Origin of the sequence: Allobosea sp. 117, from assembly GCF_000702305.1 — a bacterium.
In the GTDB taxonomy this organism is placed as follows: domain Bacteria; phylum Pseudomonadota; class Alphaproteobacteria; order Rhizobiales; family Xanthobacteraceae; genus Ancylobacter.
This window is the reverse complement of sequence record NZ_JNLC01000002.1, coordinates 1-18,244: the sequence shown is the minus strand read 5'-3', so window position 1 is coordinate 18,244 and position 18,244 is coordinate 1. Positions and strand designations below refer to the sequence as shown.

General features: G+C 66.9%; 15 protein-coding genes. 12 read left to right on the top strand and 3 right to left on the bottom strand.

Features of this window, described 5'->3' with window-relative positions; all coding sequences use genetic code 11:
* Window positions 1–13: 13 nt before the first annotated feature.
* Genes U742_RS0101080 through U742_RS0101045 form a run of 8 tightly spaced genes read left to right on the top strand, consistent with a single transcriptional unit; the run spans window position 14 to window position 9,722 of the window.
* Window positions 14–826: an ABC transporter permease gene (locus U742_RS0101080; RefSeq protein ID WP_029349184.1), complete on the top strand. Its 813-nt coding sequence runs from the start codon at window positions 14–16 to the stop codon at window positions 824–826.
* A complete protein-coding gene (locus U742_RS0101075) occupies window positions 823–1,581 on the top strand; it encodes an ABC transporter permease (RefSeq protein ID WP_156034097.1) in 759 nt (252 codons plus the stop codon). The genes U742_RS0101080 and U742_RS0101075 overlap by 4 nt, the downstream gene beginning before the upstream one ends.
* Before the next feature lie 34 nt (window positions 1,582–1,615).
* Window positions 1,616–2,677, top strand: coding sequence for an ABC transporter substrate-binding protein (locus tag U742_RS0101070; protein ID WP_029349179.1), 1,062 nt, complete (start codon window positions 1,616–1,618; stop codon window positions 2,675–2,677).
* A gap of 1 nt (window position 2,678) precedes the next feature.
* Window positions 2,679–3,434, top strand: coding sequence for an ABC transporter ATP-binding protein (locus U742_RS0101065; RefSeq protein ID WP_029349177.1), 756 nt, complete (start codon window positions 2,679–2,681; stop codon window positions 3,432–3,434).
* 6 nt (window positions 3,435–3,440) lie between these two features.
* Complete coding sequence (locus U742_RS0101060; protein WP_029349174.1) at window positions 3,441–4,856, top strand: MmgE/PrpD family protein; 1,416 nt, start codon at window positions 3,441–3,443, stop codon at window positions 4,854–4,856.
* Window positions 4,853–5,956 carry a DSD1 family PLP-dependent enzyme gene (locus tag U742_RS0101055; RefSeq protein ID WP_029349172.1) on the top strand — a complete coding sequence of 368 codons (1,104 nt, stop codon included), beginning with the start codon at window positions 4,853–4,855 and terminating at the stop codon, window positions 5,954–5,956. The genes U742_RS0101060 and U742_RS0101055 overlap by 4 nt, the downstream gene beginning before the upstream one ends.
* Before the next feature lie 26 nt (window positions 5,957–5,982).
* Complete coding sequence (locus U742_RS0101050) at window positions 5,983–8,076, top strand: hydantoinase/oxoprolinase family protein (RefSeq protein ID WP_051660758.1); 2,094 nt, start codon at window positions 5,983–5,985, stop codon at window positions 8,074–8,076.
* Window positions 8,077–8,087: 11 nt separating this feature from the next.
* On the top strand, window positions 8,088–9,722 hold the full coding sequence (locus tag U742_RS0101045; protein ID WP_051660757.1) for a hydantoinase B/oxoprolinase family protein: 1,635 nt from the start codon (window positions 8,088–8,090) through the stop codon (window positions 9,720–9,722).
* Window positions 9,723–9,985: 263 nt separating this feature from the next.
* Here the strand turns inward: U742_RS0101045 and U742_RS0101035 are convergent, their stop codons facing one another.
* Window positions 9,986–11,089, bottom strand: coding sequence for an AbrB family transcriptional regulator (locus U742_RS0101035; protein ID WP_156034096.1), 1,104 nt, complete (start codon window positions 11,087–11,089; stop codon window positions 9,986–9,988).
* 67 nt (window positions 11,090–11,156) lie between these two features.
* A complete protein-coding gene (locus U742_RS0101030; RefSeq protein ID WP_029349164.1) occupies window positions 11,157–12,527 on the bottom strand; it encodes an aminotransferase in 1,371 nt (456 codons plus the stop codon).
* A gap of 167 nt (window positions 12,528–12,694) precedes the next feature.
* Between U742_RS0101030 and U742_RS0101025 the strand changes: the two genes are divergently transcribed.
* Window positions 12,695–14,170 carry an aldehyde dehydrogenase gene (locus tag U742_RS0101025; RefSeq protein ID WP_038360212.1) on the top strand — a complete coding sequence of 492 codons (1,476 nt, stop codon included), beginning with the start codon at window positions 12,695–12,697 and terminating at the stop codon, window positions 14,168–14,170.
* A gap of 5 nt (window positions 14,171–14,175) precedes the next feature.
* Window positions 14,176–15,138: an NAD(P)-dependent oxidoreductase gene (locus tag U742_RS0101020; RefSeq protein ID WP_029349160.1), complete on the top strand. Its 963-nt coding sequence runs from the start codon at window positions 14,176–14,178 to the stop codon at window positions 15,136–15,138.
* A gap of 55 nt (window positions 15,139–15,193) precedes the next feature.
* Here the strand turns inward: U742_RS0101020 and U742_RS0101015 are convergent, their stop codons facing one another.
* The gene (locus tag U742_RS0101015; protein ID WP_029349158.1) at window positions 15,194–15,907 is read right to left on the bottom strand and encodes an IclR family transcriptional regulator; all 714 of its coding nucleotides are present in this window, start codon (window positions 15,905–15,907) and stop codon (window positions 15,194–15,196) included.
* A 352-nt stretch (window positions 15,908–16,259) separates the two neighbouring features.
* On the opposite strand from U742_RS0101015, the gene U742_RS0101010 reads away from it, so the two are divergent.
* Both U742_RS0101010 and U742_RS0101000 read left to right on the top strand, forming a co-directional pair.
* Complete coding sequence (locus U742_RS0101010; RefSeq protein WP_029349156.1) at window positions 16,260–17,399, top strand: extracellular solute-binding protein; 1,140 nt, start codon at window positions 16,260–16,262, stop codon at window positions 17,397–17,399.
* Window positions 17,400–17,526: 127 nt separating this feature from the next.
* Window positions 17,527–18,244 (top strand): ABC transporter ATP-binding protein (locus U742_RS0101000; protein ID WP_029349154.1); only part of this gene is annotated, 718 nt, incomplete at its 3' end.

Genomic DNA, 18,244 nt, shown 5'->3' with positions numbered 1-18,244 from the left:
GGGTCGAGCGAGAATGACGATCGATGCCGATGCCGCACCGAGTGGTGGCCGCCGTGCGATCCGGCAGCCCGGCCAGCGCTCCTTCGGCTTCCTGTATGCCGCTTCGGTCACGGCCGGGCTCGTCATCTGGCAAATCGTGGCGCAGGGCTATTCCAGCTTCGTGCTGGCGCCGCCCCTGGGCGTGCTCGCGCGGCTGTGGGAGCTCATCGCCAGCGGCGAACTGCCCGTGGCGCTGGCCGGCTCGCTGCAGCACATGGCGCTCGGCTATGTCATCGCCTGCGCCATCGCCATCCCCGTCGGCATGCTGATGGGGCGGGTGCGCTTCATCCACGATCTGCTCGATCCGATCGTCAACCTCGTCTACGCGGTGCCGAGCGTCGCCTGGGTGCCGTTCATCATGATTTGGTTCGGGCTGTATTTCGAAGCGCGCGTCGCGCTCGTCGTCATGATGTGCGTGTTCGACATGATCATCGTGATCTCGACCGGCGCCGGCAACGCCGATCGCCGGCTGCTCGATGTCGGGCGCTCGTTCGGCGCCGGCGCGTGGCAGCGCACGCGGCTCGTGCTGGTGCCGGAAAGCTTGCCCTTCCTGTTCACCGCGCTGCGCATCGGTGTGGTGCGCGCCGTCAACGCCATGATCACGGCAGAGCTGTTCCTGGCGGCGGTCAATCTCGGCTCGATCATGAAGCAGGCGGCGGTGCGGCTCGACAGCGCGGCCGTGCTCGGCGTGCTGGCGGTGCTGTGCCTGCTGGGGCTCACGCTCCAGGAAATCTTGCTGCTCATCGAGCGGCGCATCTGCGTGTGGCGCCCGAGGGCTTCGGCATGAAACTCCATCCGCGCCTCGTGAATCTTCTCGGCATCCTCCTGGTCCTCGCGCTCTGGCAGATGGCCGGGCAAAGCCTCGGCGACGCCTTGCTCGCCACGCCGGTGCAGGCGGCGCAGGCCCTGGTCGGAACGCTCTCCGAGGGCGCCTTCTGGGCCGCGCTGTGGCGCATGATGTGGCAGATGATGATCGGATACCTGCTCGCGCTCGGCATCGGCGTGCCGCTCGGCATCGCCATGGGGCGCATGCCTACGGTCGATGCGGTGGTGAAGCCGTGGGCGTCGATGTTCATCGTCATCTCGGCGGCGGCGATCGTTCCTCTGTTCATCATCCTGATGGGCCGCGGCCTGCTGTTCAGCACCGCCATCGTCTTCGTGGTGACGGTCTGGTACGTCGTCATCGCCATCACCGAAGCCGCGCGCTCGGTCTCGCCGCGCCTCATCAATGTCGCGCGCTCCTTCGCCGCCAGCGACTTCCAGCGCTTCCGCTTTGTCATCCTGCCGGCCCTGCACCCTTATGTGATGATCGCCGCGCGTGTCGGCTTCGTCCACGCGCTACGCGCCATGGTCACCGCCGAGATGTTCATCAGCGCCGGCTATGGCGGGCTGCTCAACGACGCCGGCCTGGATTTGTCGACCGCCCCGCTCTTCGCGCTGATCGTCATCCTGATGGTGGTCAGCATCTCGGCGACCACGCTGCTGCGCCGGATCGCCGACCGCGCAGCGCCCTGGTACGCCAGCCGGACGCAGGATCGATGAACCTTCATTCGCAAAAACAACAGGGGAATGACTGATGATGATGTTCGAGGACATGAGCAGACGCGGCTTCCTGCGTGCAGGCGTTGCTGCCGGGGCCGGTGGCCTCGGCATGATCGCGCTCGGCCCGGTGTCTCAAGCGTTTGCGCAGGCCGGGCGCGTGCTGAAGATCAACACGCTGGCGTCGGCGGCCGCGGTGAACGTGCCGATGCAGGCCGCCTTGCAGGCCGAGCTTGCCAAGATACCCGGTTTCGCCGCGCCCGAAGTCCGTCCGACCAAGAAGATCCCGCAGATCGCCCAGGAAGTGATCGCCGGCGCGGCCGATCTCGGTGATGGCGACGTCGCCTCGACGCTCGCCGCGGCGGAAGCCGGGGCCGACCTCAGGATCATCGGTCTTTCCTACAGCAACACGTCGCAGGTCATCGTCGTCAATGCCGACAAGACCAAGAGCCTCGAAGAGGTTGCGGCCAATGGTGGTACGATTGCCGTCAACAGTATCGGCGACTTCATGTACGTCATGCTGGTCGGCGCGCTCATCAAGCGCAAGATCGACCCCAAGAAGGTCAATTTCATCGAGATGGGCAGCTCCGGCGACCGCGCCCGAGCGCTCATCGCCGGCCGCGTCGATGCCGTGCCGATGCATGTCGAGCAGGCCGCCGAGCTGGCGACGCGCGGCAACTACCAGATCCTGGTGCGGCCCTGGCAGGAATACGGCAACTGGTTCAGCGCCATCGTCATGACCACTGGCAAATGGCTGGAGCCGGACGAGAACAAGGCCGCCGCCGTCGCCACCCTGAAGGCGATCCTGACCTCCTTCCGCAAGACCAATGCCGACTATGGCTGGTACAAGGAGCAGGTCGGCAAGTACGCCTCCTCGAAGGAACTGAAGGCCGCCGATGACGGCTTCCTGAAGCCGGTGTGGGAGACCCTGACGGTCGAGATCAAGGCCTTCCCCGACAATATGCAGACCATGACACCGGACGAGTTCGCCAAGGTCATACCGGCCTACAAGGAGGCCGGGGCGCTGAAGGGAACGGTCGATCTCAACAAGCTCATCGACCGCACTTATGTCGAGCAGGCCATCAAAGAGCTCGCCTGACATGGCCCATCTCACCGTATCGAATGTCTCCAAGTCGTTCGGAGATGTTCCGGTTCTGGTCGACCAGTCGCTGGAAGTGGAGGAGGGCGAGTTCGTCGCTCTCCTCGGCCCCTCCGGCTGTGGCAAGTCAACCCTGTTGCAGATCATCAATGGCCTGGTCGCGGCGGACCGCGGCACCATCGTGCTCGACGGCAAGGACATCACCGGCAAGACCGGCGCCGGCCGCGGCATGGTGTTCCAGGGCGCCGACCTGTTCCCCTGGCGCACCGCGATCGAGAACGTTGCCTTCGGGCTCGAGGTGATGGGAGTCGGCAAGGCCGAGCGGCTGGAACAGGCGCGCCATTATCTGCACCTCGTCGGCCTCACCGGCTTCGAGAATTCCTGGCCGCACCAGCTATCCGGCGGCATGCAGCAGCGCGTCGGCATCGCCCGCGCCTTCTGCATCCGTCCGAGCCTGCTCTTGATGGACGAGCCGTTCGGCGCGCTCGACGTGCAGACCCGCGACATCCTCCAGGACGAGCTGGTGCGTATCTGGGAGGCCGAGCGGAAGATGGTGCTGTTCGTTACCCACGGCATCGAGGAGGCGCTCTACCTCGCCGACCGCATCCTCGTCTTCTCGAAGCGCCCGGCCCACGTGCTGCGCGAACTGGTCGTGCCGTTCGAGCGGCCGCGCCGCGAGAGCATGAAGCTTGACCCCCTGTTCCTCGAATTGCGGCGCGAGATTTCCGATCTCCTGCGGCACGACATGAATGCGTAGTCTCCGATGAACGATTACACCGCCGCGGCGCCCGGCATCGGGCGCGCCATCGCCGCCGTCCTCGCCGGTCTTTCCTATGATGACCTGCCTGCCGACGTGGTGCGCACCACCAAGCTCTTCACGCTCGACACGCTGGGCGTCATCGCCGGTGCCGCCAGGGCTCCGGGCATGGCCGAATTGCTGGCCGCACTGACGGCGTGGGAAAGCAATGGCAAGGCGACACTTTTGCTCAACTCAAGCAAGGCCAACCCGGCCACTGCCGCGCTCGCCAACGGCGCTGCCGCCCACAGCCTCGATTTCGACGACCAGCACGATCCGGCGCGCGTCCATGTGTTCTGCGTCGTGCTTCCCACGGTGCTGGCGGCGATCGAGGCCCGGGACAAGCCGACGACAGGACGGGAATTCATCACCGCCGTCACGGTCGGCGTCGAGCTGTTCTGCCGCCTTGGCCTTGCCTGCTACAATTCCCTGGGCAAGGGCTGGCACCCGACTACGGCGTTGGGGTCGATCTCCGCGGCGGCGGCCGCCGCCAAGGTGTTCGGGCTCGATGCCGAGCATATGCTGCATGCGATGGCGCTGGCCTTCGTCCAGCTCAGCGGCACGACGCAGTTCATTGCCGATGGCGCACTCGCCAAGCGCATCGGGCCGGGCTTCGCCGCCCGCTCCGGCGTGCTCGCGGCGCACCTCGCGGTGAACGGCATCACTGGCCCCTGGCGCTTCCTTGAGGGCGAGGCCGGCCTGTTCGAGCTCCATGAGCGCGGCGAGGTGAAGCCGGAGATCCTGACCGACCAGCTCGGCGAGATCTGGAGGGTCCGCGACCTCAGCATGAAGCCGTATCCGTGCTGCCGCTGCGTGCACACCGTGATCCATCTCGCGCTCGAACTGCGCGCGCAGGGCATCACCGGCGACGACATCGCGGGCGGCACCATCGAACTCGGCGAGGTGAACCGCAAGATCGTCGGCGCGTCATTCGATCGCGCCCATCCAAACCCGGTGGTCCATGCCCAGTTCAACGCCGCCTATGCCTTTGCCGCCGCGCTGACCGACGGCAAGGTCGAGATCGCGACCTTCACCCCCGATCGCATCCGCGCCACGGATGTCGCCTTCGCCGCGCGGCTGCAGACCGTCGCCGCCACGGATATCGAGCCGACCGCCGTTGCCCCGGCACGGGTGCGGCTACAGCTCAAGGATGGCCGCGGGCTCACCGTCGAGCGCTGGACCATGAAGGGCGCGCCGGACGAGCCGATGAGCGAGGAGGAGGTGTTCGCCAAGTTCCGCTCCTGCCTGCAATGGGGCTTCGGTGCGGACGAAGAGAAGGTCGGCGCGCTCCAGCGCGCGCTGATGCAGCTCGACGGGCTCAGTGATGCACGCGATATCGTGCATCTGTTCCTCGCCTGCCGGCCTCGGGCGTTAGCGGCATGACCGGCGTGACCAACCTGGTCGGCGCGTCGCTCGACGCGCTCGACACGCCTTCTTTGATCGTCGATCTCGACATCATGGAGCGCAATGTTGCGCGGATCGTCGGTGCGTGCGCCGCCGGGGGTGTCGGTTGGCGCCCGCACTGCAAGAGTCACAAATCCCCCGATATCGCCCGCCTGCAAATCGCCGCCGGCGCGATCGGCATCACCTGCGCCAAGCTCTCCGAAGCCGAGATGCTGGTTGATGCGGGCATCAAGGACATCCTGATCGCCAACCAGATCGTCGGTGCGATCAAGATCGAACGCCTGATGCGGCTGCGCGGCCGGGCGGATATCGCGGTGGCGGTGGACGGGGCGGAGAATATCGTGGAACTGGCGCGGGCGGCGGAAGCCTCCGGCGTCCGGCTGCGGGTGCTCATCGAAGTCGATACCGGCACGGAGCGCGCCGGCGTGCTGTCGGGCGAGCCGGTGCTGGCCCTCGCACGCATCGTCGGAGAATACGGCTCGCTCCATCTCGCGGGACTGATGACGTGGGAAGGGCACACCACCCGCATCCCCGATCCCGACGAGAAGCGCAGCGCCATCGCGCAGGCGGTCGGCGCAGTGGTCGCCAGCGCGCAGCTCTGCCGTGACGCCGGCATCCCGATCGGGATCGTCAGTTGCGGCGGTACCGGCACCTTCGAGACGACGGCCGCGATACCGGGCGTCACTGAGATCCAGGCTGGCGGCGGCATCTTCGGCGATGTCCGCTACCGCACCATCTACAACGTGCCGGTCGACTATGCCCTGACGGTGCTCTCCACCGTGACCAGCCGGCCGGCACCGACGCGCATCATCGCCGACGCCGGCAAGAAGGCTATGAGCACGGATGCGGGCGTGCCGTTCCCGCTGGATGTGCCGGAGGTCGAGCGGGCCGGCTTCTCGGCCGAGCACGCCAAGGTCGAGCTCAAGGCGCCGAGCGCCGCGCCACGTGTCGGCGAACGCATTCGTTTCGTCGTCGGCTATGCCGACACAACCGTGCATCTCCACAGCGAGATTTTCGCCGCGCGCCGCGGACGGGTCGAACACGTCTGGCCCATCCCCGCCGCCGCGCGCCTGCGCTGAGACGCGCTGCTCCAACGATCATCGGAATGACCATGACGCGGAACTCCTATCGCCTGGGTGTCGATATTGGCGGCACCTTCACCGACGTCGTCCTGATGCGCAGCGACGGCACCATCTTCAGCAAAAAGGTGCTCTCCACGCCCAGGGATTACAGCCAGGGCATCGAGGACGGCGTGTCGGCGTTGCTCGCCGAGCTGGATGTCGATGCCGGCGAGATCGGCGAGTTCGTCCACGCTACCACCGTCGCCACCAACACCATCATCGAGCGCAAGGGCGCCAAGGTCGGTGTCGTCACCACCAAGGGATTTCGCGACGTGCTGGAGATCGGGCGCTTCCGCACGCCCCGGCTCTACGACATCCACTACAAGAAGCCCGCGCCGCTGGTGGAGCGTCGACTGCGGTTCGAGGTCGAGGAGCGCGTCGCCTCAGACGGCAGCGTGGTGACGCCGCTCGACGAGCACGCCCTCGACGTGACGGCCGCGGCGTTCCGGGACGAGGGCGTCGAGGCAGTCGCCGTGACCTTCATCAATTCCTACGTCAATGCGGCGCATGAGCGGCGGGCGGCGGCGTTGCTGGCGGAGCACCTGCCTGGCGTGCCGGTGACCGCCTCCGTCGACCTGCTGCCGCAGCTCGGCGAGTATGAGCGCACCAGCACCACGGTGGTGAACTCCTATATCCGCCCCGTCGTCGAGCGCTACGTCTCCTCGCTCAAGGCGCGGCTCGACCGGCTCGGCATCAAGGCACCCCTGATGATCATGCAGTCCAGCGGCGGCATCTCGCCGGGCGACGTGGTGGCGCGCCAGCCGATCGACATCATCGAAAGCGGCCCGGCCGCTGGCGTGCTAGGCGGCCAGCGGCTCGGCGTGAAGATCGATGTCGGCAACATGCTGGTGTTCGATATGGGCGGCACCACCGCCAAGGCGACGGTGATCGAGGACCACGCCTTCTCGCTCTGTCCGGAAACCGAGGTCGGCGGCGGCGCCGCGCTCGGCACCCGGATGATCAAGGGAGCTGGCTATCCCGTCCAGGTGCCGACCATCGATATCGCCGAGGTCGGCGCCGGCGGCGGCAGCATTGCCGCCAGCGACGCGGCGGGCGGCCTGCTGGTGGGGCCGCGCAGCGCCGGTGCCGAGCCCGGTCCCGTCGCCTATGGCCGCGGCGGCACGGATCCGACCGTCACCGATGCCAATCTCATCCTGGGCTATCTCAATCCGGGCGCGCTGGTCAGCGGCGAGCTCAGCCTCGACATCAAGGGCGCGCGCGCCGCGCTGACCGCGCTCGGCGAGAAGGTCGGGCTCTCGGTGACCGACACCGCCTATGGCATTCACGCCATTGCCGACGCCACCATGCTGCGCGCGCTGCGCGGCGTCTCGTCCGAGAAGGGCAGGGACCCCTCGCAATATGTGATGCTGGCAATCGGCGGCAACGGTCCGGTCCATGCCTGCTCGCTAGCGGAAGCCGCCGGCATGAAGCGCATCGTGGTGCCGCCGGTAGCGGGCCTGTTCAGCGCGCTCGGCATGCTGTTCGCCGATGTCGAGCATCAGCTCGTCGGCGCCTTCTATCGCCGCCTCGACGAGGTGGATCGGGCGGCGCTCGACGCCGCTGCCGCGCCGCTGATCGCCCGCGGCCTCGACATGCTGCGGTCGGAAGGCTTCGAGGACGAGGCCCGGCGCCGGCTGCGACTATTCGCGGACCTGCGCTATGTCGGCCAGACTGCGCCTTTGACCTTGCCGGTACCGGAGGGCGAGGGGGCGCTGGCGAAACTGGAGGCAGCCTTCCACGCCGAGCATCAAAGCGTGTTCGGTTATGCCTCGCCAAGCGAGCCGATCCAGTTCGTGTCCATCAAGCTGGTCTGCCAGGGCGTGCCGAACCATCCCCGCATGCCGGACAGCGCGCGGCGCGGCGCCGAGAAGAAGGCGGCGCGGCATGTGCGGCGGGCCTTCTTCGGCGCGGCCGGCTGGTTCGACACGCCGGTGCTGCCGCGTGGTGATCTCGGCGAGCTACCGATGGCCGGGCCGCTGATCGTCGAGGAATACGACACCACGGTGGTCGTGCTTCCCGGATGGGAGGCAGGCCGCGACGGCTGGAACAACATCGTGCTGTCGCGCCGCGCAGCTTGAGGAGAGAGAGCATGATCACGATCGATCCGGTCCGCCGCGAGCTGCTCAAGAACGCGCTGGTGACGACGGCCGACAATGCGCTGGTGATGGTGACGCGCACGGCGCGCACCTCGAACGTCAAGAACAGCATGGATTTCTCGGCTGCGGTCTGCGACGCCCATGGCCGGCTGGTGGCGCAGGGCCTTGCTGTGCCGGTGCATCTTGGCGTCGTCATGCCGGCGCTCGAAGCCTGCCTCGCCCATTTCGGCGACGACATCCATGAAGGCGACGTGCTGGCCAGCAACGACCCCTATTCGGGCTGCAGCCACCTCAACGACATCTTCACCTTCAAGCCGGTCTATGTGGACGGCCGGCGGGTCGCCATCGTCAGCCTCATCCTGCACCATTCCGACCTCGGCGGCCGGGTGCCGGGGGGCAATGCCGCCGACAGCATGGAGATCTTCGAGGAAGGCCTGCGCATCCCGCCGGTGAAGATCGTCGAGAAGGGTAAGGTCAACGAGACGCTGATGCGCATCATCGAGTTCAACACCCGCGTGCCGGAGCGGGTGATGGGCGATGTGCGCGCCCAGCTCGCTGCACTCGACAACGCAGCCGCCGAGGTCGAGAAGCTGGCGCGCGACTGGCAGCCGGCCATACTCGAAGCCTATCTCGACGACCTGATCGACTATGCCGAGATCCTCACCCGCGCCGAGATCGCGAAGCTTCCCGACGGCGAGGTCGAGTTCGAGGAATGGAACGACGATGACGGCGTCGGCAACGGCCCGATCCGAATCCACCTCAAGCTGACAAAGACGGGAAGCGAGATCGTCGCCGACTTCAGCGGGACTGACGACGACAAGGGCGGCGCCGTGCATTGCAACCGCGCCTTCACTGTGTCCTGCGCCTATGCCGCGATCCGCACCGTGCTGGATGCCGCGGTGCCGAACAATGCCGGGCTGTACCGCGCGATCACCGTGAAGACGCGGCCCGGCACCTTCGTCGACGTGAAATTCCCGGCGGCGGTCGGCTCGCGCGGGCAGGTGGGCTTCCGCCTGCGTTCCATCGTGCTCGGCGCGCTGGCGCTGCTGCTGCCGGGACGGCTGCCGGCCTGCGCGGGCGGCTCGGAATTCGCCATCGCCGCCTCTGGCAACGACGCGGCGGGCCGGCGCTTCCTGCATCTCGAATTCCACAACAATACCGGCCTCGGCGGCGGGCCGGACAGCGACGGCCAGGACGCCGGGCCGTATTGCATCGGCAATCTCGCCAATGTGCCGGTGGAACTCATCGAGGCGGAGAATCCGATCCGCATCGACCAATACGGTTTTCTGCCGGACACCGGCGGGCAGGGGCGCTATCGCGGTGCGCTCGGCATGGTCCGGCAGTATCGGCTGCTGGCCGACGACGTGCAGGTGCAGGTGCGCTCCGATCGTTTTATCTCGCGCCCCTGGGGTCTGTTCGGCGGCGGCAGCGGCGCCGGCGCGGTCTCCATCCTCAATCCGGGCGCAGCGGACGAACAGGCACTGCCGTCCAAATTCACCCGCCGCTTCAAGGTCGGCGACGTGCTGCGCTTCGAAATGGCGGGCGCCGGCGGCTACGGCCCGGTGAGCGAGCGTGATCCCACGGCGATCGAAGAAGACGTGCGGCAAGGGAAAGTGACGAGGATCTAGGCCGTTCCGAATCCGCGACGCGACCTTTCTCGATGACTGGGGTTAGGACTGGTCAGCGACCTCAAGCACCGGCGACCCCATGTGCTTTGCAGTCTCGACGGGGTTGTCCGCTAGGATCGCGAGCCCGGTCGCGGGATTGACGATGGAGAATTTGGTCGGATGAGGAATCCTCGCCATGACCCCAGCCGGGGCGCGGCGTTCAGACGTGCTCGAGTATGAGGACGCGTCGCGCTTTTTAAGATTGCCTCTGGCGTCCCGGTCTTCTAATGCGCCAGCCCGATCCTCACCGCTATCCGCCAGATCGGCTCGATGAGCAGGTTGGACAGTATCACCCGCACCAGGTGGAAGCCGAGCACAAGCGCCACCGGGGCATCGAGGGCGCGTGCGGTGAGCGACATTTCCGGCATACCACCCGGCGCCATGCCGAGAATGACCGCGGCGGCCGGCAGTCCGGAGAGCCAGGCGACGACGAGCGCCAGTGCGGCCAGCGCCGCCGACATGGTCAGCGTTGAGATCGCCGACGCGACCAGGAGCCGCCACGAGCGCAGCAGGAAGTCGCGTGTCAGCCGGATGCCGAGCGAGGCGCCGAGCACCACCTGTGCGGCGTCGATCAGTTCCACCGGCACGCCAGAGGGCAGCCGGTCCGTCGCCGAGAACACCACGGCGAGGAAGCAGGGCATGATCATCCAGGGATTGGTGAAACGCAGCAGCTTTCCGAGCCGGGCGCAGAAGAAGCCGGCGACGATCATCGCCGACAGCGCCATGGCATGAGTCGCGGGCGGCATCGCGTTGGCAGGGAAGCTGCCGTGTTGCGCCAGCCCGGAGAGCGCGAGGATCGGCGGGATGGTGAGGACGACCAGGACGAGACGGATCGACTGGGTGAAGGTGACGCTCGGCACATCGGCACCCGCGCGCTCGGCCTGGATCGCCATGACGATGACGCCGCCGGGCACCGCGCAATAATAACCCGTCTTCAGGTCGGTGCCGGCGAGGCGGGCGAATAGCCGGCTCACCGCTATGCCCATGCAGATGGTGAGGACGCCGGCTATGGCGACGGTCGGCAGCGCCGAGGCGACCGCTGCGAGGATCGGCGGGCTGAAGCTCTGGCCCAGCCCCAGGCCGAGCACGATGAGGGCGAGGGGGCGCACCCACCGCCAGATCTCCGCGCGGGTCACCCACACCAGCGAGGTGCACGCGATCATCGCACCGATCAGCCAGGGCAGCGGCAGGTGCAGGACGCTGGCGATGGCCCCGCCGATGCCGCCGACCGCCAGTGTCATCACGCACCGAAGGCCGTCTGCAATATGTGATTTCAGTGCATCACGGCGCAGGGGGGCGGCGAGCTTGTCGCCGGTCGAATCGGTCACAGCAGGCTCCGTGCCGGGCGCGCTCGCACGCCCGGCCTGTCATGGATCGTCGGAAGAGGTGCCGGGGTCAGCCGAGCTCGACGAGTGTGTCGTCGAGCAGCGCTTTCACGCGGCCGGCGAGATCGCGGATCTCCTCGGGGGTGATGATCAGGGCCGGCGAGAAGGCGAGGCGGTTGCCGACGTGCCGCAGGATGAGCCCATGCTTGAGCGCATTGGCTTCGAGCTTCGCGGGAAGCCCGACGCTCGCCGGGAACATCTCGCGGCTGCGTTTGTCAGCGACAACCTCGATGCCGGCTATCAGCCCGCAGCCACTCACATCGCCCACCAGCGGATGTTCGGCGAGGGCGCCGAGGCTGTCGAGGAACAGCGGCTCGACCGCCTTGACGTGGCCGATCATGTCGATCTCGTCATAGATGCGCAGCGTCTCCAGCGCGACCGCGGCCGCCACCGGATGGCCGGCATAGGTGTAGCCATGGACGAAACGGCCGTTGCGATCGCTCTGGATCAGCATGCCTTCGAAGATGCGCTCATTGATCAGCACCGCCGAGATGGGCTGCATCGCCGCGGACAGCGCCTTCGCGCAGGTCAGGATGTCGGGCGTGATGCCGAAGGTCTGCGAGCCCCACATGTTTCCGGTGCGGCCGAAACCGCAGATCACCTCGTCGGCGACGAACAGGATGTCGTATTTGCGCAGGACCGCCTGGACCTTCTCGAAATAGCCCTTCGGCGGCAGCACGGCGCCCGAACCGCCGACGACAGGGTCGGCCCAGAACGCGCCGATGGTCTCGGGGCCTTCCTCGAGGATGAGCTTTTCCAGCGAGGCGGCGAGTCGCGTCGAGAACTCCTCCTCGCTCTCGCCCTCCACATGGTGGCGGTAGTAGTAGGGCATGTCGGTGTAGAGGAACCCCGGGAAGGGGAGGCCGAAGCCGGCATGGAATTCCGGCTTGCCGGTGAGGCAGACGCCGACTGTGGTCGAGCCGTGATAGGAGCCGCGGCGCGAGATGATCTTGCGCTTCTCCGGCTTGCCGACGGCATCCCAGTAGTACCAGACCAACTTGGCGGCGGTGTCGTTCGCCTCCGAGCCCGAACATTGCAGCAGCACCTTCGACATCGGGCAGGGGGCGAGGGCGAGCAGCCGCTCGGACAGCTCGATCGCGGCCGCGTTCGAGGTGTGGCGGAAGATCTGGTAGTAGCCGAGGTTTTTCATCGCCTCATAGGCGACACGGGCGAGCCGCTCATTCCCGAAGCCGAGCGAGGCGCACCAAAGGCCGGCGGCGGCGTCGAGGAATTGTCGCCCCTGTTCGTCATGGACGAAGATGCCCTGTCCCCGATTTATGATCTCCGGTCCGGTTTCGAGATGCCGGCGCAGGTGCGTGTGCGGATGGATGACCGCCGCGATGTCGCGGGCATAGGGACTGTTGGCCTCGAAATACTTCATCACCGCTCCTGGCGCCTGCGCTGCGCGATCTGCCGACATCATCTCGAGAGGAAATCATGTCGTTCTATTGAGTAGAATGATATATCGTTGAATAGAATGACGGCATGCACTAACGTCGTCAAGCCGACGAGGCGAGCGGACGGCCGGAACGGCGAGGAGAGGGTTTGATGGAAGTGCTGGAGAACTACATCGACGGGCGCTACGTCGCGCCGAGTACGGGTACCTATATCGACACGGAGAACCCTTTTTCCGGCGTGGTGTGGGGCCGGATACCCCGCTCGTCGGCGATCGATGTGGAAGCCGCGGTGGCGGCGGCGTCGCGCGCCTTCCGCGAGGGGCCGTGGAGCACCATGACCGCGCCCGCGCGGGCCGCGCTGATGCGCCGCCTTGCCGACCTCGTCCTCAAGAATGTCGATGAGCTCGCCGCTATCGAGGTCCGCGACAATGGCAAGACCTATCGCGAAATGAAGGCGCAGGTCGGCCGCATTCCCGAGTGGTATCATTTCTACGCCGGGCTCGCCGACAAGATCGCCGGCGAAGTGCTGCCGACGGATCGCTCCGACCATCTGAGCTATACGCGTCGCGAGCCGCTCGGGGTGATCGGCATGATCACGCCCTGGAACTCACCGCTCAACCTGCTCGCCTGGAAGCTCGCGCCGGCGCTGGCGACCGGCAATACGGCGGTCGTCAAGCCGTCGGAGTTCACCACCGCATCGGCCCTGCGCTTCGCCGCGCTGGTGGAGGAGGCGGGGTTTCCGCCCGGCGTCGTCAATGTCGTCTCGGGGCTCGGCAGCGAGGCCGGCAAGGCACTGGTCGAGCATCCGGACGTGGCGAAGCTCGCCTTCACCGGCGGTGTCGATGGTGGTCTCGCGGTCTATGCCGCTGCGGCGAAGCGCCTGCGGCCGGTGATTCTCGAGCTGGGCGGCAAGTCGCCCAACATCGTGTTCGCCGACGCCAATCTGGAGAATGCCGCGCATGGCGCGGTCGCCGCGATCTTCGCTTCGGGCGGACAGAGCTGCATCGCGGGCTCGCGCCTGCTGGTCGAGCGCTCGATCCATGACGCCTTCGTCGCACGGGTGGTCGAACTGACGCGCGGCATCCGGCTCGGCGATCCGATGGATCCGGCAACCCATATCGGCCCGGTTGCCAACCGGCCGCAATACGACCGCATCCTGCAGCGCATCGCGATGGGCAAGGAGGAGGGAGCGGTTCTCGCCTGCGGCGGCGGCCCGGCCACCGGTCCCGGGCTGGGCGAAGGACTCTTCATCGAGCCGACCATCTTCGTCGGGGTCGACAACCGGATGCGGATCGCCCAGGAGGAGGTGTTCGGGCCGGTGCTGTGCGTCATTCCCTTCGACGACGAGACCGACGCCCTGCGCATCGCCAACGACATACGCTTCGGCCTCGGTGCCGGCCTGTGGACCCGCGACGTCAATCGGGTGCACCGCATGGCGGCCCGGCTTCAGGCGGGAACGGTGTGGGTGAATACCTACCGGGCGAGCTCGAACATCACGCCGTTCGGCGGCTACAAGATGTCCGGCCTCGGCCGGGAGGGCGGTGCGGATATGATCCATGAATATCTGCAGACTAAGAGTGTGCTGCTCAATCTCACGGACGCCTACGTCTCCCCGTTCCAGGCGTAGCGGCCATGGCGGATGGTTCTGCGCGGCCCGTCGTGGTCAATCAGCTCGGCGCGGTGATCGGCGCGCGCGTCGCCGCCCATCCATCCCGGCCGGTCGTCATCGACGACGCTGCCGCTGACCGGCCATGGGAGGTGGCGCCGCAGGCCGACATCCTGCTGACCCGTGCCTTTCCTGCTTGGCGGCAGGCGCCGGCCGTGCCCCCGTACGGCTGGCCCCACGGTCTCAGGTGGATTCAGACCATGTCCGCAGGCATGGACGCCTATCCGGCCTGGCTCTGGTGCGGGACGACCGTGAGCTGTGGGCGCGGCGTCGCCGCCGTGGCGATCGCGGAATACGTGCTGGCGGCCATGCTGGCGCGCGAGAAGCGCCTGCACGAGATCACGGTCCGCGCGCCGGAGGATTGGCGCGACGTCGAGCTCGGGCGTCTGGAAGGCCGGACGCTCGGACTGATCGGCTATGGCGCCATCGGCCGCGCGGTCGGCCGGCGCGCGGCGGGCTTCGACATGCGGATCCGCGCCGTGCGCCGCGGAGCGTGGACCGATGCGGAGCCCTTCGTGGAGCCGTGCGCCTCGCCCGAGGCGCTGGTTGCCGAGGCCGATCACCTCGTGGTCGCCGTGCCGACGACGGCGGAGACACGGCACATCGTCGGGCGCCACCTGCTGCAGGCGGCAAGGCCGGGGCTGCACCTCATCAATGTCGGGAGGGGCGACCTCGTGGACCAGGACGCACTGCTAAACGCGCTCGCCGCGGGCACGGTCGGCTTCGCCACGCTCGACGTGACCGAGCCCGAGCCGCTGCCGGCCGGCCATCCGCTCTATGACCATCCGGCGGTGCGGATCACCCCGCATGTCTCCTGGTCGGATCCGACGTTTGAGGAGCGGCTGGTCACCAAGATCCTGGCGAACCTCGATCGCTATGTCGGCGGGCAGGCGTTGATCGACGTGGTCGAGCCGGGGCGGGGCTACTGAGCGTCGGAGCCTTCCATCGGTCGGATGGGATCATCCGACCCGGACGGAGAGGGCCCTAGTCATAGAATGAGCCCGCCAGTGCCCTTGTGAGTTCGCCGGCGGCTTCCAGGACAAGCGGCTTCATCTCCTCGATCGTCTGTTGGGTGAAGCGGGTCCGTGGCCCGGACAGCGTCACCGCGCCGACCAGGCCCTGACCGGCGCCGAACACCGGGGCGGCGATGCCGGCAATATCGGGGCCGCGCTCGCCTAGCGAGACGATCGGCAACCGGGCGAGTTCCTCGCGGGTTGCGCGCCGGCTGCCATCGACATCGGCGAAGGCGGTGAGGGCATGTCCCGGCGCGCCCTTGTCGAGGCCGACGGCCTCGCCTTCCGGCACGTGCTCGCGCAGTACCTGCGAGGAATCCTCGCGAAACAGGCACACGCGCATGTTTCCCTCGCGCCGGAAGAATGAGCCGCTCTCGCCGGTCCGCAGGACAAGCGCCCGCAGCACCGGACGCACGATCTGCTCGAGCCGCAGCGTGCGCTGGTAGAGATGGCCGAGCCGGAAGGCCTGGGCGCCGACCGCATAGCACTTATCCGGCGTCGCCATAACCAGTCCGGCATTCTGCAGCGAGATGAGCAGACGGAGCGCCGTGCTCTTCACATAGCCGCTGCGCTGGCTGATCTCGCCGAGCGACAGCTTCGGCGTTTCGGTGGTGAAGAGCGACAGGATGTGAAGCGCCTTGTCGACGGCTTCCACGCCCTTGGTCTTCAGCATCACGTCGGCCATTCCTGTCCCTCCTGCCCACGCGTTAGGCGTGGAAGCCCTCTTCCATGATCTGCAATGAGCAGATTTGCCGATGCCGGCTCACTGCGGCGCAAATTTTGTGCAAGTGCGAAATACGGGCATGTCGTCTCTTGACGCAAGTAATCTGCCTTTGCATTCTATACAGCAGTATATCATTCTATTCTACGCAACGCCAGACAAAATTCCGGTCATCGGTATTCCTTCCGGAGCTGCCGGGAAGGGCGCCTGTATGCCCGCCCGGAGCCGTGCCGACGCTTTGCCCGCTCACCCAACAGGACATGCCGTCATGCCCAAGTTGAAAGATGTAATGCCGAAAGATGCGACGTCGTCGGCGATGAAGACCCTGGAGGCCGCCCGCGCCTTCAATCGCCGCACCTTTTTCAAGGGAGCGCTCGGGGCGGGCGCCGCGCTCGCGAGCGGCCCCTTCCTGGTGCGCGATGCTCTCGCCTCGTCCGGCGAACTGAGCCTCCTGATCTGGAGCGACGAACTTCCGGATCCGGTCGTGCCGGAGTTCACCAAGAAGACCGGCATCAAGGTCCGCACAACGCCGTTCTCGCAGAACGAGGAGCAGATCAACAAACTTCAGGCGACGGACGGCGAGGGCTTCGACCTGTGCATGCCCTCCTTCAGCCGCGCGCCGGAGTTCCGCGAGCTGGAAGTGTTTGCGCCGCTCGACACCTCCAAACTGAAGCTGGACACCCTCATCCCCTCGATGCTGGAGGGTTCGACCAGCCTGTGGACCTGGGATGGCAAGCTCTATCACGTGCCGCATTGCTGGGGCTCGGAGGCGATCTCCTGGCGCACCGACCTCGCCAAGCTTGACTACAAGAACCTCAGCTACGGCACGCTGTGGCTGCCGGAGTTCAAGGGCAAGATGCAGGGACGCCCGCATTCGCTGCTGCTCGGCATCGGCCTGTGGATGGACGCAACCGGCAAGCTGCCGTCGAACCGGATGCGCGACAGCTACAAGGACGAAGAGACGGCGCGTCGCATCTACGACGTGATCACCAAATTCGCCGTCGAGAACAAGGCGCAGGTCAAGCAGTTCTGGGATGGCGCCGACAAGACCAAATCCGGCTTCATGGAGAATGGCTGCGTCATCGGCCAGACCTGGGACGGCCCGCCACTGTCGCTGAAGAAGCAGGGCAAGCCGGTCACCTACATGGCGCCGCAGGAAGGCGCCATCGCCTGGATCGACGGCTGGTCGATGACCAAGGGCGCGAAGAACATCGAGCAGGCCTATGCGTTCCTGAACTTCATCCACACGCCGGAAATCTCGGCGATGATCGCCAACGGATCGGGCTACAACCCGGTGGTGAAGGGCGCGGATGCCTTCCTCTCCGAGGTCGCCAAGAAGAACTTCGCCGAGGCCTATCCGGACGACGCGCTGGCCAAGCTCTGGCGCCGCCCGCCCGATACCTCCTGGTACACGCAACTGCGCAACCAGTACGCCGAGAAGTTCAAGGCGGCCTGAGTTCCACGAGCGCCGTCATGCCCGGGCTCGTCCCGGGCACCCACGTCCGTGACGACGAGGCGACCGTGGACGGCCGGGACGAGCCCGGCCATGACGACCAAAAATCCTCGCATTGCAAGGAAACCTAATGGCCGCAGCCGTCGAGCTTGAGGGCGTCAACGTCACCTTCGGCGACTTCGTCGCGGTGCGCGACGCCAACCTCACCATCGAGCCGGGCGAGTTCTTCTCCTTCCTCGGCCCCTCCGGCTGCGGCAAGACCACGCTCCTGCGCACCATCTCCGGCTTCATCGAGCCGACCCGCGGCACGGTGCGCATCGGCGGGGCGGACATGAAGGGTATCGGGCCGAACAAGCGGCCGACCGCCCTCATCTTCCAGAACCTCGCTCTGTTCCCGATGATGACGGTCGCCGAGAACATCGGCTACGGCCTGCGCGTGCGCGGCGTGCCGCGCCACGAGCGGGATGAGAAGGTCAAGAACCTGCTCATCCAGATCGCGCTGCCCGAGCACGGCCACAAGCTGGTCTCCGAGCTCTCCGGTGGCCAGAAGCAGCGCGTCGCCATCGCCCGCGCGCTGGCGGTGGAGCCGTCCGTGCTGCTGCTCGACGAGCCGCTGTCCGCCCTCGACCTGAAGCTCAGACAGCACATGCGCGCGGAGCTGCGCGCCATCCAGAAGCGGGTGGGCATCACCTTCATCTACATCACCCACGACCAGGGCGAAGCCCTGACCATGTCGGACCGCATCGCGGTGATGAATGCCGGGGTGATCGAGCAGGTCGGTGGCGGGCGCTCCGTCTATGCCGAGCCGCGCACCCCCTTCGTCGCCTCCTTCGTCGGCGAGAACAACC